Origin of the sequence: Actinobaculum suis (assembly GCF_900102025.1) — a bacterium.
GTDB lineage: Bacteria > Actinomycetota > Actinomycetes > Actinomycetales > Actinomycetaceae > Actinobaculum > Actinobaculum suis.
Genome location: NZ_FNAU01000002.1, coordinates 125,434 through 149,024 on the forward strand (window position 1 = coordinate 125,434; position 23,591 = coordinate 149,024).

Genomic DNA, 23,591 nt, shown 5'->3' on the forward strand with positions numbered 1-23,591 from the left:
GTGTGCGAATTACAGCGATGTAGTTATCCCCAGGTGTGAATAAGGCTGTGGATAATTACATGGATGTAACTCGAACTCGAGTTCGATAACTGTGGAAGGAATTTGCCTATAAAGCCGCCATCTGCGAGAATCCGCCACCTGCGGGAATCAGCTTTCTGCGAGAACCTGCTATTCGGTGGAAATGAACCAGCTATTCGGTGGAAACGCCGCATGTGGAAACGCCGCGCAAGGAAGATCCCTGCGCGGCGCACGCTTCATATTCTTGTTTTCCTAGCGGTACTAGTATTTCTAGCGATACTAGGCGGTACTCGTATTTTTTGCATTCCGAGCGGTACTAAATTCAGTCAAACTGCCGGCGGTAAAACCACCGGCAGTAAAGCTACCGATAGTAACTACCGGTAGCCGTACCAAATTAGAGCTGCGTAGATTCCCAACACGAGCAGATATACGGCAATATCGCGGATGGCGCTAGCCCTCCGGCCGCGCTTGAGCGGCCGCAAAGTGGCGGCCATAAGCACCGCTCCCGCAATTAGCCCACCCACGTGGGACTGCCACGAGATATTCATGCCGGGAATGAACCCAACGATCAAATTGATTGCGATCACCACAACCAGCTGGGTGTCCCGCCGGCCGAAACTGCGTTGGGCTACAAAGAGCGCCCCGAAAAGCCCGAAGACGGCCCCGGAAGCGCCTACCACGCCCGTCCACCAACTCATCTCTCCCGGGGTGGCTACGAGCAGCACGAAGATATTGCCAGCAATTGCCGAGAGCAAATATATGCAGGCGAACCGCCAGCGGCCGATCATGCGTTCTAGCCACATGCCCACTAGCCATAGGGCATACATATTGAGCACGAGGTGCCAGAACCCCGAATGGGTGAAGGCCGATGAGAGGAACCGGTAAGGCTCAATTTGTGCAATGCCCGGCGCAAAAAGCAAGGCCTGGCTCGCATTGGACCACACCATTTCCATCACGTATACGAGCACATTCGCGGCTATTAACGTAATGGTCAGCCAAGGCCGCCACGTTTTCCGGCGCACGGTTTCTTGCATGCCGAGATTTCCTCTCATCTGTTTTCTGTAGTTGCCCTCAGATTTTGTGGTCTCGGATTATTAACCCGGCGGACCGGTAGTTTGGCTTACCGGCCGGCTCCCAAAATGGTAAGCCGGTAGACCGGTAGGCAGGTGGAATAGTGGGCTGCGCCTTTTCCGAGGCGGATCCTACGCGCGTTACTCGTTTACGATTTCGACGGATTCGATAACTACGTCTTGGAGCGGACGGTCATTGTTACCGGTTGCCACTTCAGCAATCTGGTCTACTACCGCCTGCGAAGCCGCGTCGGTTACCTGGCCGAAAATAGTGTGCTTGCCCTGCAACCACGGGGTCGGAGCCACGGTAATGAAGAACTGGGAGCCATTGGTGCCCCGGCCCATCCGCGTGCCCGCATTTGCCATGGCCAAAACATACGGCTGTTCGAAGGTACGGTTCGGAGAGATTTCGTCGTCGAACGTATAACCGGGCCCACCGGTACCGTTACCGAGGGGGTCCCCACCTTGAATCATGAAACCGGAGATCACGCGATGGAAAATCGTGCCATTGTAGAGCGGATCGGTAGATTCTTCTCCGGTGCGCGGGTTCGTCCACGTCCGGGTTCCTTGCGCGAGTTCCGTAAAGTTCGCGACGGTTTCCGGAGCATCTTCCGGGAATAGTTCAACGGCAATATCGCCGGCACTCGTATGAAAAACTGCGTTCATGGCGTATATCATCGCATACCGACCCCATTCGGTGTGCATCATGTGAATTGGCCGATTGTGAAAGTTGCTCTTGAACGTGAGGTCGAGGACACTAGAACAAAGATTGGTGAAAGAATAGGGAGCGATAGTCCTGCGGGCAATCCGCCGGGCAGAGAAGAGGGGGTCTCACCATGGGGTGTGGTAAATCTCGGGCCGGCAAGAAGGCGGCAAAGGCGCAACAGAAAGCGCAACAGGAAGTGGATCAGATTTTGGATCGGATTGAGGCGCTGGGGCGCGAGGCGGAGCGCGTAGCGGAAAAGGCGCAAGTGAAAGGCCACTTGCATGCCAAGCGGCTCGACCGGCACGCACAAAAAGCGGCGGCCGATATTCAAGAATATGCACATGCGGCCAGCACGATCTTGCAAGATTATGCGAAGCAGGGCTATGAGTGGGCGGCTCCGCGCGCCCAAGAATTGGCAGAAAAGGTACGGCCCTACGTGGATACGACGGCGCAGCGCTTGCGTCCCTACGCTACGGCGGCGGCCGCGAAGGCGCGTCCGTATGTGGAGTCGGCGCGAGATGCCAGTACCGATCTGGCGGATAGAGTTAAGACAGATTACATTCCGCGTGCACAACGCGCGTGGCAGGCAGCGGCAGACGCCGCCCGTGAATCGGAGGGTACATTGAGCGAAACGGCAAAATCGGTAGGACGTTCGGCGTCGAAAGAATTGCAGACTCCGGAAAAGGCAGCGAAGAAACGCGGTCGGGGGCGCAAGCTATTCGGTACCGTAGCGCTGGTAGGCGGGCTGGGTGTGGCCGTCTACTACCTGTGGAAGCGTAGCCAGCCGGTAGAAGATCCGTGGGCGGAATCCTACTGGGCCGACGTCGATAACCCGGTTCCTGCCAGCTCCCCCAGCGCGCCGGAAGCGGCTGCGGCAACGCCGGCCACCGCGCCTTCCGCCGCGGAAGCTACGGAAGCTACAGAAGCTACAGAAGCTACGGAAGCTACGGAGGCCGCGCACGGCGAACATGCGGAAGCGGGCGCACCGGCCGCCGAAACCGCAGCAGAAGAAACGCCGGCTGTGGTTACTCCCGAAGCTTCGGAAGGCAACGCGACGGGTGGCAAGCGGGCCGCCGATCGGAAGTAGTTCGGGCGTAGTTCGGGCACTTCCGGGTAGATGCGGGCAATAGATACATAAACTGCGGGGACGGTATTCGTAGCGCGTGAGATTTGCGTTTACGAGTACCGCCCCGGCTGTTTAAAGCTTGCGGCAAGGTGTGGATGGGCCAGGGGCGCTAACGGGCCGTTCGGTAACCTGTCCATCTCACAACTGGGCTGATCCGTAACTGGTCCGATGAACCAGGCGCTAAGCTACTCGCTTCTCGGCGTGAGCTAAAACTGAGCGTGCATATGCAAGTGTAGAAGCTGGTAGCAGGTTGGTTTCTCCGGTTTCTGTTGGAGTGCCGGTGCCAGCGGCTACGTGGCCGATAACGGCGTGGGTGCTGGAGCCAGCGTGGGTGCCGGTGCCAGCAAGCTTATGGGGCCCAGTTAGCTCACGATCATGCCGAACAAATGCCCAATGAGGAAGGTGGCACCCAGCCCCAGGAAGCCGCCAATTACCACGCGCAAGGTGGCGCGCTTCGGATCGGCGTCGCCAATGCGCGCGGAAACGTAACCGGTAATTGCCAACGCAATCAGAGTGGCAATAAAAGCGGCCGGTACCCGCCACGCCACCGGCGGCAAAGCCACCGCGAGCAGAGGAATCAACGCCCCCACCACGAAGGAAAGGAAAGAGGCAATGGCCGCACCCATTGGCGAAACTAGTTCGCCGGGATGAGGTTCGCGGCCGAGCCGGCGCAGGGCCGCTTTCTCCGAATCAAGCTGGGCCGCCACCGAAACGTATTCTCCCAGCGCCATCGAAATCGCGCCGCCCACCAGGCTTGCCATGCCCGCAATAATGATCGCCTGCGGGGAAGAAGAAGCACCGGCTACGCCAAGCACTACCGCCGCGGTCGAAACGATACCGTCATTGGCACCAAGTACGCCCGCGCGCAAACGATTCATTTTTTCGTGCGCGCCGTCCAAGGTTTCCGGTGCGCTAGCCGCCGCTTGCGAAGCTACATCCGCCGCTTGCGAAGCCGCATCCGTTACTTGCGGTGCAGCGGTTTCTGGTGCGCTAGCCGGCGCGCTTTCCGGTGCCAGTGCGGATTGCGGTGCCAGTGCGGATTGCGGTGCCAGTGCGGATTGCGGTGCCAGTGCGGTTACATTTTCCGCCGGCAAAGTTCCCGCCACGGTTTGTGGGGCTCCTGCCGTAGCTACCGCTTGCACCGGTATTTCCACCTTGGTGCGTTGCGGGCCCGGCAGCTCACTACAAGTTGTACATTTCCACGCCAGTTGTTCGCTCATACGCCCAGTGTGGCCGCTTTTCTGGAAAGATTCCAGGTAGGAAAGGCTCCACTAACCCGCGGTATGACGCGGAAAGGTCAGGCTCACCGAACTTATTTGTGCTTCTTGTGGCCCAGCTTTTTCTTCTCCGCTTTCCGGATGTGTTCATAGGGTAGAGCGCTACCCACCTGCATGGCAAGTTGCGCGAAAAAGTGTTCCTGCCGTTCCAAAGATTCAATCCACAGCCGCTGCGCCGAACGCGTGGCGCACTGATAATTCCGTTCCCGCGCGATCCGCCGGCGGTAACGTTCCACAAAGTCGAGTTGCGCGGGCAGTCTCAACTGCGCGAAATTGTGGTAATTGAGGGTGTCGTAAATCCGGTACACGGAGTAGCGGTCAATATTATCGCAATCCCCTACGGAACGTGCCAGCACGCTGGGTTCTTGGGGATAATCGACGACGCCGTTCTCATAATCGGGTGAATCAGCCGGGTAATTCCACCTGCCATCCGTGTGCATCGCAATCCCCTGGCAGATTTCTTCCACATCCGCGGCGGCCATTCCCAAGCTTTGCAGGAAGGGCCGCACAATTTTCGCCCCTTCCCGCCCGTGATCTACCGGCCGGGTGGAATCAAACTTGCCAATATCGTGGAGCAGGCACGCAATTTCCAACTTATCGGGATCTAGCCCCTCATTTTCGGCCACGGCCCGCCCAATGGCGGCCACGCGTAAACAATGGAAATACCGGTAGCGCTGTGCCGGCTTAGAAACATCCGCATTTTTCAGATGGGAACGCAAAAAGACCAAAGACGGCGCAAGGTAAGGATTGGTACTCACGGTTTTATCTTTGCACGCCGCGGCTCGAAGTGAAAATAGCGACGCTGTGCAAAGCCCCGCCGCTAGCGGAAGGCGGCGTGAAAAACAGGGGGAGCACGCGAGTACGGGATCTCAATTGAGGGCCCGTATGCTTTGCGGTAATGGTTTGACCCGCGTGCTCCTTAATCCGTCATCTTACTGTAGTGCCAGTTAAAATAGCCGGATTTTTCTCCCCAGTTTTTGCGGCCGCTTTTGCGGCCGCGGTGCTTTACAGTTGCTGGGAGTAAGCGCCCTGCCAAACAGTCGTAAACGGAGTGTTGGCTTCAACCCGGGAACGGATCCCGGCCGTCACCATATCTTTCGCTACCTGCACGGCATTGCGAATCTCGGACCCCTTGGCCAGTTCCGCGGTAATAGCCGCGGCCAGCGTGCAACCAGCTCCGGAAACGCGCTCTTCCCCAATCTTGGGAACCGAGTAGATTTCCGCATTGGAACCATCCCAGAGCACATCTACGGCGTCTTCGCCCGGAAAATCGATACCGCCCTTGACTACCACATACTTGGGGCCCAAATCGGAAATCCGCTTCGCCGCTTCTACGAGGTCATCCACGGTCTCGAGAGAATCGAGGCCGGAAAGGGTGCGGGCCTCGAAGTTGTTCGGCGTCGTAACTGTAGCGAGCGGCAAAATCTTTTCCCGCAAGGCATTATCGGTATCGAGCGCTTGGCCGGGTTCTTGCCCCTTGCAAATTAGTACCGGATCAACCACGATGTTGTCCCACTCTTGGCTGCGCAGACCTTCTTCTACCGCGTCTATGGTGGCGGGATGGCCGAGCATAGCCACTTTCGTGGTGCGAATATCGTGCGTGGCAAGCGCCGCCCGCATTTGATCGCGAATAATATCTGCCGGGATTGGTACGAACTTGTGGTTCCAGTCGTTATCGGGATCGAAGGAGACAATACAGGTTAAAGCCCCAGCCCCGTACACGCCGAGCTGTTGGAAAGTTTTCAAATCAACCTGAAAACCGGCTCCCCCAGTCGCTTCCGACCCCGCGATCGTGTATGCGAAATTCATGATCCTCCAAATAACGTATCGCGATTTTTCGGGCATCGCGCACCCACTCGCACAGATGGTGCGAGTTGGAGTCAATCGTAACGCGAAGGTGCGGGTAATAGCGCGGCTGTCTTAGGAGAGGTGTACTGCTCCGGCCGGTGAGGCGGCAAAAATCTGGCGGGGGTAGGCAGGATAGGCGGATTGCGCCCCGGTGGTGGCCCTGGTAGCGCCCCGGGTGGCGGCCCTGGTAGCAACCTGGGTAGCAGCTCGGTAGCAACTGGGTAGCGGCCAAGTATAAGCAGGTAGCGCCGCAGATAGTGGCAGAATGGCTGCGCAGCCGCAGTAAGGTAATAGTCTTCGGTAGAACCGGACGAACATGAGGCAACTCCTTATTTACCTCCTATAAAACCCCAGGTACCTTAGGACTTAAGTCACTGTTGAACGTTTGAGCAAAGGAGCGACAAACATGGCTAAGGTACTAATGGTATTGTTCCCGGATCCAGAAGACGGGATGCCTACCCAATATGCACGTGACTCCATTCCCGAAATCACGGGATACGCAGGCGGACAAACTGCCCCCACCCCTTCGGCAATTGATTTCCAGCCTGGCGAGCTGCTCGGATCGGTATCCGGCAACCTCGGCCTGAAGAAATGGCTAGAATCGGAAGGCCACGAAGTGGTAGTCACTTCCGATAAGGAAGGCCCGGATTCGGTGTTCCAAAAGGAACTGCCGGACGCCGATATCGTGATCTCGCAGCCGTTCTGGCCGGCCTACCTCACCCGCGATCTGATCGCGAAGGCCAAGAACCTAAAGCTTGTAGTCACCGCCGGTGTGGGTTCCGATCACACGGATCTTGCCGCGGCTAACGAGGCCGGCATTACCGTGGCGGAAGTTACCTACTCGAACTCGATTTCCGTTGCGGAACACACGGTGATGATGGTGCTCGCACTGGTGCGTGACTACATCCATCAACACGACATTTCGCGCAATGGCGGCTGGAATATTGCCGACGCCGTTGCCCGGTCCTACGACCTGGAAGGCATGGATGTAGGCGTCTTCGCGGCCGGCCGTATTGGCCGCGCGGTGCTCGAGCGCCTCGCCCCGTTCGGCGTCAAACTCAGCTATAACGACCGCTACCGCCTCCCTGCCGAATACGAGGAAAAGTACCACCTCACCTACTACCCCACGGTGCAGGAACTGGTGAAGAACGTAGACGTACTAACGATCCACTCGCCGCTTACGGATGAGACGCGTGGTTTGTTCAACGACGAACTTCTCAGCACCATGCGGCGCGGTGCCTACATTGTGAACCCGGCCCGCGGCGCGATCGCGGATAGGGACGCAATTGTGCGGGCGCTGGAATCCGGCCAGCTTGCCGGCTACGCGGGCGACGTCTGGTTCCCGCAGCCAGCACCGGCCGACCACCCGTGGCGGACCATGCCCCACAATGGTATGACCACCCACACCTCCGGCGCTTCCCTTTCGGCGCAGACCCGGTATGCGGCTGGTACGCGCGAAATCCTCGAAGATTTCTTCGCCGGCAAGAAGATCCGCGATGAGTACCTCATTGTGGAAGGTGGCCATTACGCCGGTACCGGGGCTAAGTCTTACGCTTCCAAGAAATAGTCAATCGACTATCAAAACCTAAAAATTGACCTGTATTTAGTGGGCGCGCTCGGCATATATGCGATGGTAATGATGACTCCGGGCGCGCCCACCTTCCGTCTAAACTTAGGGAACATCGGTGCCCAGTGAGGCCGGAAGGAGGTAAAGGAGCGCTCACATGCAGTTATCGCAGCTCGAATATTTTGTTGCCCTAGCGCGGGAAAAGAATTTTGGCCGGGCCGCCGAACAGTCTTACATCTCCCCTTCCGCCTTTTCGGAGGCGATCAAAAAGCTCGAAAACGAACTGGGGGTACGTCTCGTAGACCGCGGTAAACAAACCAGTGAGCTAACTGCCGATGGTCGGCTCCTGCTACCTTTTGCCGAAAAAATCTTGAACCTGGTAGATGAACTCCGCGAAATGGCCCAACCCGATGCGCATGAATCGCGGATACGGGTGCGATTGGGAGTGATTCCGTGGGCCGGAGCGCTTTCTACCCAACTGGCTTCCCGAATTACGCGCGCCTACCCGCGGGTGCGGGTAGAAATTGCCATGGGAACTACCGATTGGCTGCTCAACGCTCTCCACCATCGCGAGTTAGATGCCGCTATCGTCTTGCCCGAACATGATGACTACACCGGTTTGCGTACCGCTCCCCTGCATGAAGATCGGTTGGTGGTGATTGCCAGCCCGGCCTGTTTTGCCGGAGCAGGATTGGAAAGCACTGCCTGCGAGGCCGGGCGCATTACGGAAGCAAATCCGGTAGGGCTCACTTTGCCGGCCATTACCGGGAAAGACCTGGGCCGGCTTCCCCTTTGTTTACTCAATACTCAAATGGCGGCCCGCGCCAAACTCGACGCCGCCCTAGCCGAACGTGGCCTTGTGGTGCGCCCGCGGATCGAAGCGGATTCGCTTTACACCCAGTTCGCCATGGTGGAAGCAAATAATTGGGCCGCCGTGGTGCCTGCCTCTGCGGTACGGAACCACTACCGCCGGTACGGTTTAGAAGTGCGGTCCCTTATCGAACCTGCGGTTACTTTGCACCCGGTTCTCGCCTGGTGCGATGAAGAACCACTCACCCGTGCCGTGCAGGTAGCGCTTTCCGTATTCAGCTAAGGCGCACGTTGCGCGGCGGCGGGCCGCGCGCTACCGACGTCGGCCGCGTTACGAAACTGCCGGCACCGGTACCCGCGCGGCACTAAACCGCTGCGTTACTTGACCGCTACTCCCCGCGGCGCTTCATGGTATCCGGGTGCATACCGGTGCGCCCGTCTTCGAACTGGTCGAGGTCGTTAATTTCCGTGACGTCCTCTTGCAACAGTTTTACGTCTAGCGCGCGCAGGTTTTCTTCCAGGTGTGCCACCGAGGAAGCCTTCGGGAAAATAATCCGATAATTTGCCAGGTGCCAGGCCAAAACCAGTTGTACCGGCGTGCAACCTTTTCGCGCGGCCAGGTTTTGCAGGAGCAGATCGTCTACCACTTTGCCTTTCGCGATCGGTGCCCAAGCCTGCACGCGAATCCCCGCATCCGCGCAATACTGCGCTACTTCCGTGTTTTGGAAATAGGGATGCAATTCGATTTGGTTCACCGCCGGCACCGTTTCGGTGTTATTGCGCAGCGCCTGCAAATGGTGGATTTCGAAATTGGAAACCCCGATGGCTTTGGCCCGGCCGGAGGCCTGCAATTCTTCGAAGGTTTTCCAGGTGTCGATGTAGTCGCCGGTGAGCATTGGCCAGTGGATCAGGAAAAGATCCACGTAATCGGTTTGTAGTTTGCGCAAGGATTCTTCGAAGGTGCGCCGCACATCTGCGGGCGCATGGTTCATATTGTCTAGCTTGGTGGTGAGGAAAATATCTTCCCGCGCAATCCCCGATTTTTTGATGCCGCGGCCTACCGCTTCTTCATTGTGGTACATCTGCGCGGTGTCGATGTGCCGATAGCCCATTTGCAGGGCTTCGTTGACGGCAAACTCCGCCGTCGTATCATCCATTTTGTAGGTACCGAGCCCAAAAGCGGGGATCGTAGTGCCTGAATTGAGAGGAAAAACCGGAATCGTACTCATGGCACTATTCTTTCAGGTTTCCGGGTAGCCTGGCGTTATGACGACGGTTTCTTCGCACATTACCGGGCATACGGTTTATGAACACTGGATACAAGTTCCGCTTGATTACTTTGGCGCCCTGAACGGTTTGCCGCATAACGCGGAACTAGATTACGTACCGAAGACGATTAACGTATTTGCGCGCGAGATCGTTCGCGCAGGTTGTGAGGACAAACCCCGCCTGGTCTACTTGGAAGGCGGCCCCGGGTTTGCGGCCCCGCGCCCACGCGTGTTTTCCGGGTGGATGGACGAGGTGCTCAAGAACTATCGCCTCGTACTTCTCGATGAGCGTGGCACCGGCAACTCCTTCCCGCTTGATGCTCGCACTTTGAGCGTGATGGGGAACGCGGAAGGCCAGGCGGAAGTGCTCACCTGCTTCCGCCAGGATTCGATCGTGCGCGACGCCGAAGCCATGCGTACCTATTTGCAAGACGATGAACCGTGGTCCGTACTCGGGCAAAGTTTTGGGGGCTTTACCGCCGTCTGTTATCTTTCTCAGGCTCCCAGTGGTTTGCGCGAGGTTTTCCTGACCGGTGGTTTGCCTTCCATCCAGGAAGGTCCCGATGAGGTGTACCGGCGTACCTACCGGCGCCTTTCCGAACGCAACCGGCAGTTCTTTACCCGCTATCCGCAAGACGAAGAAACCGCGTGGTACCTTGCCACCCACTTGGCGGATGTGGAAGAGACTTTGCCGAGCGGGGAGCGGCTCACTCCGGCCCGGTTCCGGCAGCTCGGTTTGAAGCTCGGCTATTCCTGGGGTTTGGAACACCTGCACTACCTGCTGGAAGATCCTATTTTTACATTCCGTGGGGAGCGCCGTTTGCGGCCCGAATTCCTGCAACGAGTGGGCGCCGCGCTTAGTTCAGCAACGGCACCGCTCTACGCGATTTTGCAAGAGGCGATTTACGGGCAAAGTGAGAAAGGTGCGCTGGCCTATAGCGCCCACCGGATTCGCTCCGAATTCCCAGAATTCCAACTGCCGGCCCGGGAAGCGGGCGGATCTGGCGAACACGATTTACGGAAGGCCGGCTACGGTTTCCGCTTTACCGGGGAAATGGTGTACCCCTGGCAGTTCCAAGAAGATCCGGCTTTGCGGGCCGCTGCCGGCGCGGTAGAACAGCTCGCTTTCCGCACCAGCTGGCGCGATCTATACAACCGCGAACAGCTAGCCGAAAACCAAGTACCGGTAGCGGCCTACGTGTTCTACGACGATATGTACGTGCCCTTCGAGCTGTCCATGCGCACAGCCCGAGAAATTAACGGTTTGCAACCCATTGTTACGAATACCTACCAGCACGATGCCCTGGGCGTGGCCGGACCGGAGGTAATCCGCAACCTGCTTCGCGCTATTCGGTAATGCCGACGCCGCCGGTCTCCCGGTTCATGCGCACGGCATAGGCCCGAGTTGCGGCGAGGTCTACATTGCTGAGCAAGTGTTCGCGGGCGGCCGGATCGTCTTCGGCGCGCAGGCGCGGAACGATGGTTTTATTGTTCTTCACGCCCACTTTTTCGGAATAGAAATCGCGCAAGATATCCATATCGGCTTCGATATCTCCGGAAACATACATGTGCTTCCACCAGCCGTAGGTTTTATTCTCTTTATCCACATAGCCGAGGACGAGCGGAATGCGAGTTTCCAAAGCGATACGGTAAAAACCCGACTTCAGGTACGGCACATTTTTGCGGGTGCCTTCCGGCGCTAATACCAAGGTGAACTGGGGATCGGCTTCCGCTTCTTCCACGATGGACCCCACTAGCCCATTGGGGTGGCTACGATCTACCGGAATCCCGCCGGCCCAGCGGATAATACTGCCCAGTACGGGCTTATCGAGCAAAGACTTTTTGATCAGGAACTTCATGTTGCGGCCCTCATGCCAGAAAATCATGACATTGAACCAGCCATCCCACATGGAAGAATGCGGCATCCCAATCCCGATGACTTTTTCGGGAAGAGGTTCATGCGCAAAATGCCAGCGGGAAAAAGCCCGATATAGCCGGGCCACACCTCGTTTGAACCGCATGACGTCCTTTCTGCCGTTAAACCGGTAGTAGCGGATTTTTCCAATTTTTCTAGTAGTAGAAATTACCCCACCGCGCAATAGTTTTGTGCGGCGCGGAAGTATTGCGGCGCCGCCGGTGCCCTGTGGCGATGCCGGTGCTTGGCGGCGACGCCGTAGCTTCGGACTCCAGTGTAGCTTTGCGCGCACGCGACGCCGCTGCTTTCCCTACATAAAGAACTGGAAAGTGGGGGAATTGGGTTCGAGCTTTTCGATCTGCAGTCCCGATTTGGCGATCCGGTCCATGAGGGAATCAATATCGCTGGCCTGGGCAATATCAATACCCACCAGGGCCGGGCCGGTTTCCCGATTGTTCTTCTTGGTGTATTCGAACTGGATAATATCTTCGCCGTCGGCCAGCACTTTATCGAGGAAGCGCCGCAAAGCGCCCGGTTCTTGCGCGAAGGTAACCAGGAAGTAGTGGCGCAAGCCCTCGTACACCATGGAACGCTCGATAATATCGGCGTATCGGGAGACGTCATTATTACCGCCGGAGACGATGCAAATTACCGGGCCTTCGGGCAGTTCGTCCAGCTCGGGGGTGAAGCGGCGGGCGGCGGCGGAAGCCAGGGCGCCGGAAGGTTCGGCAATAATCCCTTCCACCTGGTAGAGGTCGAGCATTTCGGTGCAGATCGCGCCTTCCGGGGCGTGCACCAGATGGTCTACCGTGCGCCGGGAAACTTGGTAGGTAATATCCCCAACCCGGCCCACCGCGGTACCGTCCGCGAACGTATCAATATTGGGTAGCGAGACCGGTTTGCCCGCATCCCAAGCTGCCTGCATAGACATAGCACCATCTGATTCAGCGCCGATCACCCGCACATTCGGGTGGAAAGACTGGAGCCACGTGCCGATGCCGGCCAGCAGGCCGCCGCCACCCACGGGGACGATCACGGCTACCGGTTCGGCGTCGTATTCTTGCACGCACTGCTCAAAGGCCTCTTTTATTACGGTGCCCTGGCCGCAAATCGTGCGTGGATCATCGAAGGGGTGCACGAAAGTAGCGCCGGTATCATGCGCGGCAGTGAGCGCGGCGGCCGCCGCCTCATCGAAAGTGGCACCGCCAATAATCTGTTCGGCCCAGCCGCCCCCAATATCGGCAATCCGGTCCCGCTTTTGCCGCGGGGTGGTGGAAGGCAGGTAAATCTTGCCGCGGATCTTCAGCTTATTGCAGGAAAAGGCCACGCCTTGCGCATGGTTACCGGCCGAAGCGCAAATAACACCGGCTTCCCGTTCTTCCGGCCCGAGCGAAGAAATGAAATTGTAGGCCCCGCGCACTTTATAGCTCCGCCCCACCTGCAGATCTTCACGCTTGAGCAGAATCTGCCGGCCACGAATCTCCGAGAGGCGTTCCGAAAGTTGCAGTGGGGTGCGGCGCACAATGCCGCCAAGTGTTTGGGACGCAACTACTACGTCCGCTCCGGAAGGAAGATTAGCCATGAACCCATGTTAGTTCCTTCGTGTGCCCCGGCTTCCCGCTTTTTTCTTGGTATCCGTCACGCATTCGGCGCAAAAATACGACGCCGAACCTGCCTGGCGCGGCGCTACTCGCCGGCTGCGGGGCTGCTCGCCGGCCGTGGCAATGCTGGTGGGGGAGTACTAGCCGGCTCTGGCCCTTACCCGCTTCCCGCTACTCGCCACCACTTTTCCGCCGTACTACGCGCGGAAAACATATGATGAGAGCATGAGTGAGATGGATCGCGATTGCCTCAATTTTGAGTATGAACGTAAGTTCTATGTGCGCGAATTGCCGCCGGAAGTAGCTGCGCACGGCGCCGCACAGGCCATCGTGCAAGCCTATCTCTTTGCGCAAGATGGATACGCGGTGCGGATTCGCGTGCGCTTTTCGGGAGCGGAATTAGAAATGCCGCGATTTCGGGAAGAAGTGCATTACGCGGGCGGCTATGAACGCGCCGCGCTTGCGCATTTGCTCGCGCGCGGGGTGGAAACCCAGGCCACGGTGGCCGTGAAATCTCCCGTAGTTTCTGCGGAAAGATACGAAATGGAAGAGGAGATTGATTTGGATGTAGCCGTCCAAATCTTGCGCCGCTCTACCAATATCGTGCTGAAAAATCGCTACGCGCTTTGGTACGACGAAGACGGGTGGCTCTTCGATGTTTTCGGCGGGCAAAACGCGGGATTGATTGTGGCCGAATGTGAACGCATGAGCCCGGTCATTAATTTACGAATACCTGAATTCTGTATCACCGAAGTTTCAAATGATTTACGTTTCACTAACGATTACCTTTCGAAATTGCCTTGGAGTCAGTGGGGACCCCTTTGGTTAGAGGAGTTATCCCTGCGTGGGCCGCATTTTCTTGACCTGCGGGACCCGTCGGAAAATAGTGGAAGTTGAAACTAAGTGGACATGTGAGCAATTTGCCCTTGAATAGCTTGTGATTTCCGGAAGTCGGAAGTACACTTTCACGCAGGCGCTTTTTTGTTCCCAAAAATGCGCCGATAGCCGGTGTTACCTGCGGGTATGCACACAACGGTAGGTTGATCTAACTCCCTGAGGTGAGCGGGTGAGGGTGATCCCTATCGTCGAGGGGCGGTGCGATATGGATTTTCGAGAGTCCGGATCGAGCCGCCCCTCCTTTACTTTTAATAGCCCATATATTTACTGGTTGATTACGCGCAGGATTTGCGGCGTTTTCTCCAGCGGCGGCGCGGTAAGTCGGAGTTCGCGGTAAGTAGGAGTTCGCGGCCCGCGGGGTGCGGCCCGCCCCCGGGGTACGAATTCCGGCCCGCGGGGTACGGCCCGCCCGCGGGGTGCGGCCCGCCCCCGGGGTACGAATTCCGGCCCGCGGGGTACGAAAACGGGCGGAGGTTCGGTAGGGTACCGGAAGAATATAGGCGCGGTGGCCGGCATTGCACACTGCCGCGAAAGTGGTTGCGGGATATGCCCGCCCTCGCCCGGAGTACGGCGTCGTACCCGTAAGGCCAGGGAATGCGGGCAGTAGTGCCCGTACTTGTACCGGCCGCGCATAAGGAAAGGTCACCATGGGAAAATCCCAGGAGAGCATCTCTTTTAAAGAAAAATTCGCGTACGGGATGGGGGATGCGGCCACCGCCTTTTCAGCGGTGAGCGTCGCCAGCTTCTCCATGTTTTATTTCACGGACTACGTGGGAGTTTCGGCAACGGCGCTGGGTACCGTCTTGATTTTCACCCGGGTTTTCGACGCCATTACAAATATCATCATGGGCTACGTGGTTGATCAAACCCGCACGAAAGAAGGGAAAGCCCGCCCGTGGGTGAAATGGGCAATTTTGCCGATGTTTGCCGCCCTCGTAGCAGTGTTTGCGATCCCAACCGGGATGAGTAGTACGGCCACGATCGTGTGGATCACCATCGTCGTCAATATTTACTACCTGGTGTATACGATCTCGAATATTCCGTATGGCACGCTCGGCACGCTAATTTCGCGCGACCCGCAAGTGCGTAGCGAACTCACCTTGCTGCGCATGATCGGCTACCACGGCGTCTCGATTCTGCTTTCCTTTATTACCGTGGGCCTGGTGGCCTACCTGGGTGGGGGCAGCAATCGCGGGTGGATTTACACGATGGTTATTTATGGCGCCATCATGTCCATCATTTTCTACTTTACGTACAGTTGCACTCGCGAACGGGTGCGTTCCACTTCCGAAATGCGGCGCGACGCCGAACGCGCGGCCGCCGCAGAATCTGGCGCTGCAAACTCCACCCCGCCCAACGGCGGGCCGGAGGCCGGAACCGGTACCGCTCCCGCAAAGTCTGCCGGCGCCACTGGCACCGCTCCCGCAAAACCTGCCCCCGCCAAACGCCTGGGTATTTTTGCTTCGATCGGCTTGCTCTTCCGCAATAAATACTGGATTTTGATCTTCCTGATTATGATCCTCACCTGGATTCTGGTGAATCTGTTTGGCGGCGTGAACGTGTATTACGCGCGCCATATTTTGGGCGATGCAAATTACGTGGGAGTGCTCAATGCGGCCTTTACCGGCGCGCAGATTGTGGGTTTCTTCCTGGTAAGTATCCCGATTCGGCGTTTTGGCCGGCGGCGCACGATCGTCTTCGGCTTGGGCATGATTATTGTGGGTTCGTTACTGGTGCTCACCGGCCCGCAAAATATTTACGTGCTCGCCGTAGCTAGCATTATTCGCGGCCTTGGTTTTTCCCCGCTCATGGGTACCGCTTACGCCATGCTCGCGGACGTTATCGATTACGGGGAGTGGAAAAACGGGGTGCGGAACGAAGGCATTAGCTATTCGGGTGGCACATTTTCGACGACGGTTGGCTCCGGCCTTGCCTCTTCCGGAATTGTGTGGATTATGGGCGCGGCTGGCTATATTTCCGCCAAGGATGCGGTGCAACCGGCTAGCGTACTCGAATCCATCCAATTCCTTTTCTCATGGGCGCCCGTCATTATTGCCGCGCTACTCCTGGTGCTTTTCTACTTCTACGATCTTGATACTTTCTACCCCGAAATTGCGCGCGATCTGGAGCAGGGAATCACTTTGAAAGACCGCGAAAAAGACGCCGCACGCCAAGCACACCACGTGAGCGGCGTCGAACCTGCACACCCGGACCACCACCAGAATAACCCCGAAAGCCCGGCCGGCAGCACCCAAACCAGCGCCCAAACTGGCACCCAAACCAGCACTAAATACCGCACGGAAAAGGGCGGCCAAAACCGCACCAACTACAGCACTGAAAGTGAGGCAGGAAATGCGGTGGAGTGATTTACAGCGAGATTTGCCGGCCTGGTACGAGGAAGCGAAGCTCGGGATTTTTGTGCACTGGGGTGCTTATTCGGTTGCTGGCTGGGCGGAACCGACCGCGCAACTCGGCGAAATCCCGGAAGACGAAGGCTGGTACGCCCACAACCCGTACGCCGAATGGTATTTCAATACGATTCGCATTCCGGGAAGCCCGGCCCAGCAACATCACCGCGAGGTTTGGGGCGGCTGTGACTATGACGATCTGCTCGATTTTTGGCAGGCAGAAAAGTTCGACGCCGCGGCACTCATGCAGCTTTTCGCGCAGGCCGGGGCGAGCTACGTTGTGCTCACCACGAAGCAGCATGATGGGATTACTTTGTGGCAGGCCCCCGGAACGCGCGGGCGAAACACGGTGCAACGCGGCCCGCACCGCGACCTTGTGGGCGAGTACGCGCAGGCCGCGCGGCGCCAGGGGCTGAAATTTGGTGCCTACTATTCGGGCGGTTTGGACTGGTGGTATCGGCCCGGCCCGCCGCATCTTACGGCTGCTTCCGTGCATGATATTCATCGCCCGCGCGACGCCGACTACGCGGCCTACGCGCTTGCCCACTTGCGAGATTTGGTGCGGCGTTATCAACCCGATGTGCTGTGGAATGACATCAATTGGCCCGATGCTGGTAAGGAGCTCAATACCAATATTTCCTTGGGCAATTTCTTCGCCGAAGAGTATTACGCCACATGCCCAGAAGGGGTGGTCAATGACCGCTGGCGAGTACCGCACTGTGATTTCTTGACCTCTGAATATCAGGCCGATCGGGGTAACGAGGGGGAGCGGCCGTGGGAAAACTGCCGCGGCCTGGGGCTTTCCTTCGGCTATAACCAGGTGGAAGGGGAGAGCGAGGCGCTGAGCGTAGAAGAGGCGATCTACACGGTAGTGGATGCGGCCGCGCGCGGCGGGCGGGTACTGCTGGGCGTGAGCCCCAAGGCCGATGGTCAACTCCCGGCCTGGCAGGTCCGCATTTTGGAAGGTATTGGCACGTGGATGCGGGAAGGCAGGCAGATCCTGCGCACGATTAACCGGCCCGGCATAACACCAGTGCAAGTAGAAGGCGCGAAACTAGAAGGTTCGGCCACAAATGGCACCGCGCCAAACAGTGCGGCTACAAGCAATTCGGCCACAGGCAGCGCGGCTACTGGCAATACCGCCACAAATGAAGTTGCGCGGGTGATTACCGCGGCAACGGGCGGCGCGGGCGGGCGCGAATACGCTTTCGTGTTCCGGCCCGAAGCTCAACCGGCCGCAGGCAGCCGCGCGGAACCCGGCAATGCCATAACAGGTGGGCACTCCGCAGGCAGCCGCGCGGAAGATATAACCCTCGTCGCACCGGCAGGTAAGGTGCTGCGCTGGTGTGCGGGGCCCGGGCTTCCAGGCACGGGTTTTCGCGCCGGCGCAGGTATTCGAACACAGGTACCACCCGCGCAGTCCGGGCAGCCTGCGGATTTCGCATATTCCGCACCGCCCACGCAGCCCGCGCAATTCCTGCCGGCCGGCCGGCGCGTGCCCGTGCATTTTGCGGCGGGAAGCGTTGGCCCGGTGGTCTTCGAAATCTGCGAGGCCTAAGCCGGCCCGCGCCGCAGCGGCCAGTTTGCGCCCGATCGCGGTGTCTGCTTTGCGTCCGATCGCGCTGCCTGGTTGGCGCTGGATCGTGGCATCTAGTTTTCGCCGCACTCGGAAGCATGGTGCGTATTTTGCGGCGCCCGGGAAGGAGTGAAATTCCCTATCCCGCGCAGGGTTTTGGACGAACGGATAGAATGAACGCTTGTAATCAGTGCGCGCCCGCGCGCACTTTCAGTTTCGTGGTCTAAGGAGGAGTAGGAACGATGAACGCATCAGCACCCGCGCAAAACTCAAGGAAATTGCGTTTTTCGTTTCTGGGGCCGCGCGGCACTTTCTGCCATGCGGCGCTCAACCAGGTAGCCACGGATGAAACCGCGACCTTGCTCCCGGCCGCAGATGTGCCCGGAGCGCTACGCATGATCCGGGAAGGGAAAGCCGACTACGGCGTCGTCCCCATCGAGAACTCGGTGGAAGGAGGCGTGAACGCTACCATCGACACCCTCACCCACGGCAAACCCCTGGAAATTATTGCGGAAATGGTGGTGCCGATCGCTTTCGCGCTGGCGGTGCGGCCGGGCACGCAACTTGCGGATATTCGCCGGGTGGGAACGCACGGGCACGCCTGGGCGCAAACTCGGAACTGGATGGCGGAGCATTTGCCGGAAGCCGTGCACGTGCCGACGACGTCTACCGCCGCCGCTGCCCGCGATCTGGGCGCCGCAACTGGCCATGCCGCAGATTTTGACGCGGCGATTTGTGCGGTGCCGACGGTAGCCGAATACGGGCTGGAATCCCTCTCGAACGATATTGCGGACAATAAGAATGCCGTCACGCGTTTTATTCTGGTGGGCCAGCCCGGGGAAATTCCGGCGCCTACCGGGGCGGATAAAACCACTTTGATGGTGCAATTGCCCACCAATGAGGCCGGGGCTTTGTTGCGGATGCTCGAACAGTTTTCGGCGCGCGGCGTGAACCTTTCCCGCATCGAATCGCGGCCCATCGGAGATTCTCTGGGCCGGTACGCTTTCTCGATCGACGCCGAAGCCCACGTGCATGAAGAACGCATGCAGGCCGTAATGGTCGGTTTGCATCGGGTGTGCCCGAAGGTAACCTTCCTCGGTTCTTACCCGGCGGCACATGGCCGCCAGTTCCGCTTGCGGCCGGGCACTTCCGACGCCGATTTTCTTACCGCCCGCGCCTGGGTGGGGGAGATCCTAGATCGCGTATCGCCAAATAAAACCGCTGAATAGAGCCGAATAAAGCCGCCGAATAAAATCGCCGAAAAGAGCGGAATAGAGCGGAATAGAGCGGAATAGAGCGGAATAGAGCGGAATAGAGCGGAATAGAGCGGAATAGAGCCGAATAAGAGAACAAGATTGCCGCGCACAAGATGCGCCGCGTTACCGTTCTGTTTCCGTTACAGCTATTGTTTTCGCACGCGCGGCGAGCTGTGCCGCATAGCCGGCGCGCTGCGTAAGACTGTGCCCAGTTTTGTTGGCTATAGGCAGTAGGCTGGTCCCTATGCGAAAGCGATGGGGACGGATACCTGCGGTCATAGCCCTGCTCATAAGCGTCTTGGTGGCACTGCCACTGGCCGCAATAGCTCTACCGTTGGCGGTGCCAGCCGCGGCGCAAACCACCGCGCCGGCCAGCCCGCCCGCGGCTACTGGAACTAACACCACCGCTAAGCAAGCCCCGGCCGCGCCTGCTGCGCTGACTGGCACGCAAACAGCGCCAACGGCACAAACGGTACCAACGGCACAAACGGCGCCAACGGCACAAACGGTACCAACGGCACAAACGGCGCCAACGGCACAAACGGGAGCCGCGCCGGTGGTGATTATTGGGGCGAGCGGTTTGGAATGGGAGCAGCTCACGGAGGAAAACGCGCCGCACTTGCTCGATTTCCAAACCACCGCGCGGGCCGCGAACGTGGTGGTGCGCGGCGCCTCGCGCACGCCCTGCCCGGCCGAAGGCTGGCTCACTTTGGGTGCCGGCGCCCGCGCCAAAATTGACGGCCCCTGCACGGCACTTTCCGGCCCGGAAGCTAATGGCACCATCCCCGGGTGGGCAGAACTTACCAGTGCCCATATTGATAACGACGCCGTACCTTTGGCCCGCTTGGGAGCCTTGGCCCAAGTTGCAGATCCGGAAGCTACCCTAGCGGCTGGCCCCGGGGCGGCACTGGCCCTGGCCCGCGAAGGCGTCTTTTCGGGCACCTACCTGGATATTGATTCCACCCCCGCAAGCAGTGCCCTGGCTTCCCAAGTGGCGAGCGTTTTGCCAGGCAAGGCGCTCGCGGTCTTCGACCTCGGCGTAGTAAACCCGCCCGCCGCGCCGGCGAGCACCGCGGAAGAAGCAGACACCGCGCCGGCGGGCAATGCTAATGCGGACGCGGAAAAAACAGCTTTGGCAGGGCGAGATCTAGCGGAGATCGATCGCCGGTTCAGCGAGGTTTTGCAGGCCGTGGAAACCGCGGCTCCGCAGGCGCAGATTATCGTTACCGGGGTGGGGCAATCCCAAACCGCGGAGGCCCGGCTCGGCTATTTCGCCATGCGCAGTCCTGGCTCTGCCGCGATGTCCGACCCTGCCGCGGTATCTGACTCTGCCGGTACCACCAGTTCTGCCACTAATTCCGGTGCTGGATCCGGCACCGACGCTGCCGCCGATTCCGCTACCGCTGCTACCGCTGCTGCCGCCGATTCCGCTACCGCTACTGGCCCGGGTTTGGCCTATTCGAAAGCCACGCGAACTTACGGTTTGGTGCAACTCACCGATATTGCGCCCACGCTAGCCACCCAGGCAGCTGTCGCTAATACTTCCGGTGCGGCCCCGGCCGAGCCATTGTTGAGTGCCGGCAAAGCCACTGATAAATATGATGCGCGGACTACGGTCTACATCGAAGCCCGCAAAGCCCATGTTTCCCAAAGGGTTGCACCTGCGGCCCGGCTGATCCTCGTGGTGCTTACCATGGCCGTAACCGTGCTCGGTCTGGCACGTATTATTCTGCGCCGTCCCGGTGACGGCTCCACTGGCTTTGCGCAAATCATCTGCTGGGTGGCGGCTATTCCGGCCGGCAGCTTGCTCGTGAATTTATTGCCCTGGTGGTATTTCAACAACCCCCAACTGAGCCTGCTGGTTTGTATTGCGCTGTGCGCGGCGATAATCGCCGTCTTCGCCTTGTGGACCCCGCAAAAGCTACGCAGCCGCATCATTTCCGCTGGATATGGCAAAAACCTGATCGGCGCGCAAAGCGACTATGCGCCCGGGGGAGCGAAAAACCCGCACCGCCGCACGCCCGGCCCGGTAGCCGGCCTGCTTTCCGGGCGCCGGCAGCGGAGTGTGAAAGGTCGAGTTACCGCACCCGAAGGCGTGCTCCTAAATGTGGATAGGCGAGCCGTATACCGCGGCGAAACCATTACCGCCGGCGGCGAAATAGACGAAACTGGCGAAACCAGAACCGACGAAAGCAGAACTAGCGAAACCAGAACCGGTAAAATTGGTCCGGCAACCAGCCAGGCTGCCAGCCCAGCTACCGGCAAACCCTCCGCCTCGCCCACTGCTTCCCGCTCGGCGGCAGAAGTACGTGCCGAGGCTGCGGCGGCCGCGTCTGCCCGGGCCGCTCAGCTTGCCGCCCGGCTTACCGCGCGGGTGAGTTCGTGGGTTACCGCGCCGCTGGTACGCGTGGCCGCCATAACCTTTATCTTGATCGCGGCCGACCTCTTACAACGCTGGCTTTTCCAGCCCAGCAGTAGCTGGATGGTTTCCTCGGTATTTGGGATGCATCCGGCACTGGGCGCCCGCTATTACGGTCTGCCAAATACCATGTTTGCTCTGCTCACCGTGGGCGGCCTGGCTATTGCCGCGTGGCTGGCACGGTTGTTTGTGCGGCGGGGGGAGCGCCGGCGCGCGGTGGGTGCCGTCGTCGTCATGTGGGCGGTAACGATCTGCCTGGATGCCCTGCCTTTCCTGGGCGCTGACTTCGGGGGCGCTCCAGCTATTACGCTCGGTTTTGCGGCTCTTGCCATCGGCTACGCGGCTGGGAAACGTTTCGGCTGGCTCGCCGCCGGTGGCGCGATCGTAGCCGGCGGGCTAATTTCGGCCGGAATTGCCGTGCTCGACCGCCTGCTCGGCGCCTCCACCCACCTGGGTGTTTTCGCCGCCACCGCCAGCCACGGCGGCCTCGAAAGAGTAGTTGCCCGCAAACTGCAAGCCATGTTTTACGGGCTCGACCCGCGCGCCGGCGCCGTACTCCTCGTGGTCATCGCCGCCGCCATAGTGCTCGGAGCCTGGCTTATTTCGCGCGGCAAAATCCGCTGGCCCCGCCATCCGCTACTTGCCGCTTTCGCCCTGGCCTGGCGCGATACCCCGCTCGGCCGCGCGGTACTCACCGCTAGCGTGCTCGCCCTCCTCCTGGGGAGCCTCATGAACGATTCCGGGTTCTCCATTGCCGGTTTCGGGGCTTGCTTGCTGCTGCCGCTCTGGGTGCTCATGGTCGAACGTTACGTGGTAGCCGTAAGCGTTGCCGACGCCGACGCCGATGCCGAGGCCAGTGCTAAGGCCGGCTCGGAGGCCAACGCTAAGGCCGGCTCAGAGGCCAGTGCAACGGCCGCTAAGCAACCAGGGCAGTAGCGCTTAGCCAACCGGGGCGCCGGCCCGCACGGGTTTGAAGGCTGGCGATTCACGAATCTTTTTGGTGGCGGGAAGCGAGATCTGGTGGAGCCGGCGCGCCCACACGGCCAGGGAAACATCCCGGTATTGGGCGGCTCGATGCATAATCCCGGCCAGATCGTTGCCGGTGGCCCGGTGTTGCAAATCGCAAGGAATTTCTTGCAGGGTGTAGCCGGAAGTGAGCAGATCGATCGTCATTCCGACCTCCACGCCCCAGCCTTTGGCGAGCGGCCGGGCGGCGTCGAAAGCCGCGGCGGTGAGGCAACGCTGCCCGGAAAGTGGGGCCACGGGTTTCCACCCGGTAGCCCGCTGAATAGCTTGGCGGCCCAGGTTGACCACGAAACCGCGCCCGCCGGCCCCTTCCTGAGGTGGCAGAGCGGCAATCGTACAATCCACTTCGCCGCGCACTACCGGCTCAATCAGGGGAGTGGTAGCGACGGCAGAATCACCCAAATCGGCGTCGAGAAAAAGCAGCAGGCGCGGTGGGGTACCTTCCCGGTCCCGCATCCGCACCACCGAGGCTCCCGTTTCCATCGCGGAAGCTTTCCCCCGGTTCACCGAATGGCGCACCACGGTGGCACCGGAAGCGCGCGCAATAGCCTGCGTGTCGTCTTCGGAACCGTCGTCGACAACCACCACCAGGTCTACGCGCGGTAGGGCATGGGCTGCCCGTACCGTGCGCCCAATGCGGGCAGCTTCATCTTTGGCGGCAATAACCACAGCAACGCGTTGAGTACCTTCGTCCACGGCATAACCATATAACCATTTCTTGGGGAAATGCTTACCCCATAAAACGGTAATTTCGCGATTTTAGCCACGCGTGCCCGCCGCATCACCCCATTCGTGCCGGGTAA

The 23,591-nt window shown here is 59.3% G+C and carries 18 protein-coding genes; 9 read left to right on the forward strand and 9 right to left on the reverse strand.

Annotation, left to right across the window (positions count from 1 at the left end; genetic code table 11):
* Positions 1-392: 392 nt before the first annotated feature.
* Complete coding sequence (locus BLT47_RS01675; RefSeq protein WP_049619704.1) at positions 393-1,070, reverse strand: rhomboid family intramembrane serine protease; 678 nt, start codon at positions 1,068-1,070, stop codon at positions 393-395.
* A gap of 159 nt (positions 1,071-1,229) precedes the next feature.
* Positions 1,230-1,754: a peptidylprolyl isomerase gene (locus BLT47_RS01680; RefSeq protein ID WP_049619763.1), complete on the reverse strand. Its 525-nt coding sequence runs from the start codon at positions 1,752-1,754 to the stop codon at positions 1,230-1,232.
* Positions 1,755-1,924: 170 nt separating this feature from the next.
* Here BLT47_RS01680 and BLT47_RS09260 point away from each other — a divergent pair, with 170 nt between their 5' ends.
* On the forward strand, positions 1,925-2,881 hold the full coding sequence (locus BLT47_RS09260) for a hypothetical protein (RefSeq protein WP_049619705.1): 957 nt from the start codon (positions 1,925-1,927) through the stop codon (positions 2,879-2,881).
* A 401-nt stretch (positions 2,882-3,282) separates the two neighbouring features.
* Here the strand turns inward: BLT47_RS09260 and BLT47_RS09500 are convergent, their stop codons facing one another.
* The 3 genes from BLT47_RS09500 to thiD all read right to left on the reverse strand — a co-directional run bounded on the left by BLT47_RS09500 (position 3,283) and on the right by thiD (position 6,006).
* Positions 3,283-4,140, reverse strand: a complete 858-nt coding sequence (locus tag BLT47_RS09500) for a VIT1/CCC1 transporter family protein (protein WP_083329988.1) — start codon at positions 4,138-4,140, stop codon at positions 3,283-3,285.
* 92 nt (positions 4,141-4,232) lie between these two features.
* Positions 4,233-4,955, reverse strand: a complete 723-nt coding sequence (locus BLT47_RS01695) for an HD domain-containing protein (protein ID WP_049619706.1) — start codon at positions 4,953-4,955, stop codon at positions 4,233-4,235.
* A 247-nt stretch (positions 4,956-5,202) separates the two neighbouring features.
* Entirely contained in the window at positions 5,203-6,006 is an 804-nt protein-coding gene (thiD, locus tag BLT47_RS01700) for a bifunctional hydroxymethylpyrimidine kinase/phosphomethylpyrimidine kinase (protein WP_197077818.1), read from the reverse strand.
* Between the two features lie 445 nt (positions 6,007-6,451).
* Between thiD and BLT47_RS01705 the strand changes: the two genes are divergently transcribed.
* Positions 6,452-7,612: an NAD-dependent formate dehydrogenase gene (locus BLT47_RS01705; RefSeq protein ID WP_049619707.1), complete on the forward strand. Its 1,161-nt coding sequence runs from the start codon at positions 6,452-6,454 to the stop codon at positions 7,610-7,612.
* A gap of 157 nt (positions 7,613-7,769) precedes the next feature.
* Complete coding sequence (locus tag BLT47_RS01710; RefSeq protein ID WP_049619708.1) at positions 7,770-8,705, forward strand: LysR family transcriptional regulator; 936 nt, start codon at positions 7,770-7,772, stop codon at positions 8,703-8,705.
* A 106-nt stretch (positions 8,706-8,811) separates the two neighbouring features.
* Here the strand turns inward: BLT47_RS01710 and BLT47_RS01715 are convergent, their stop codons facing one another.
* Positions 8,812-9,651 (reverse strand): aldo/keto reductase, encoded by an 840-nt coding sequence (locus BLT47_RS01715; protein WP_049619709.1) that lies wholly within the window; start codon positions 9,649-9,651, stop codon positions 8,812-8,814.
* A 37-nt stretch (positions 9,652-9,688) separates the two neighbouring features.
* Between BLT47_RS01715 and BLT47_RS01720 the strand changes: the two genes are divergently transcribed.
* Positions 9,689-11,047 carry an alpha/beta fold hydrolase gene (locus BLT47_RS01720; RefSeq protein WP_049619710.1) on the forward strand — a complete coding sequence of 453 codons (1,359 nt, stop codon included), beginning with the start codon at positions 9,689-9,691 and terminating at the stop codon, positions 11,045-11,047.
* Here the strand turns inward: BLT47_RS01720 and BLT47_RS01725 are convergent.
* Positions 11,037-11,711 carry a 1-acyl-sn-glycerol-3-phosphate acyltransferase gene (locus BLT47_RS01725; RefSeq protein ID WP_049619711.1) on the reverse strand — a complete coding sequence of 225 codons (675 nt, stop codon included), beginning with the start codon at positions 11,709-11,711 and terminating at the stop codon, positions 11,037-11,039. The two genes, BLT47_RS01720 and BLT47_RS01725, sit on opposite strands and share 11 nt — an antisense overlap.
* A gap of 204 nt (positions 11,712-11,915) precedes the next feature.
* Positions 11,916-13,187, reverse strand: a complete 1,272-nt coding sequence (gene ilvA / locus BLT47_RS01730) for a threonine ammonia-lyase IlvA (protein WP_049619712.1) — start codon at positions 13,185-13,187, stop codon at positions 11,916-11,918.
* A gap of 244 nt (positions 13,188-13,431) precedes the next feature.
* Between ilvA and BLT47_RS01735 the strand changes: the two genes are divergently transcribed.
* From BLT47_RS01735 to BLT47_RS09265, 5 genes are all read left to right on the forward strand, one after another.
* Positions 13,432-14,103 carry a CYTH domain-containing protein gene (locus tag BLT47_RS01735; protein ID WP_074660994.1) on the forward strand — a complete coding sequence of 224 codons (672 nt, stop codon included), beginning with the start codon at positions 13,432-13,434 and terminating at the stop codon, positions 14,101-14,103.
* Between the two features lie 647 nt (positions 14,104-14,750).
* The gene (locus BLT47_RS01745; RefSeq protein WP_074660998.1) at positions 14,751-16,469 is read left to right on the forward strand and encodes an MFS transporter; all 1,719 of its coding nucleotides are present in this window, start codon (positions 14,751-14,753) and stop codon (positions 16,467-16,469) included.
* Positions 16,456-18,069, forward strand: a complete 1,614-nt coding sequence (locus tag BLT47_RS01750) for an alpha-L-fucosidase (RefSeq protein ID WP_074661000.1) — start codon at positions 16,456-16,458, stop codon at positions 18,067-18,069. The genes BLT47_RS01745 and BLT47_RS01750 overlap by 14 nt, the downstream gene beginning before the upstream one ends.
* Positions 18,070-18,329: 260 nt before the next feature.
* A complete protein-coding gene (pheA, locus tag BLT47_RS01755; RefSeq protein ID WP_074661002.1) occupies positions 18,330-19,316 on the forward strand; it encodes a prephenate dehydratase in 987 nt (328 codons plus the stop codon).
* 271 nt (positions 19,317-19,587) lie between these two features.
* Positions 19,588-22,698: a hypothetical protein gene (locus BLT47_RS09265; protein ID WP_176764467.1), complete on the forward strand. Its 3,111-nt coding sequence runs from the start codon at positions 19,588-19,590 to the stop codon at positions 22,696-22,698.
* A 3-nt stretch (positions 22,699-22,701) separates the two neighbouring features.
* Here BLT47_RS09265 and BLT47_RS01765 read toward each other — a convergent pair whose 3' ends face one another.
* Positions 22,702-23,484, reverse strand: coding sequence for a glycosyltransferase (locus BLT47_RS01765; protein WP_065414735.1), 783 nt, complete (start codon positions 23,482-23,484; stop codon positions 22,702-22,704).
* Between the last annotated feature and the right edge of the window lie 107 nt (positions 23,485-23,591).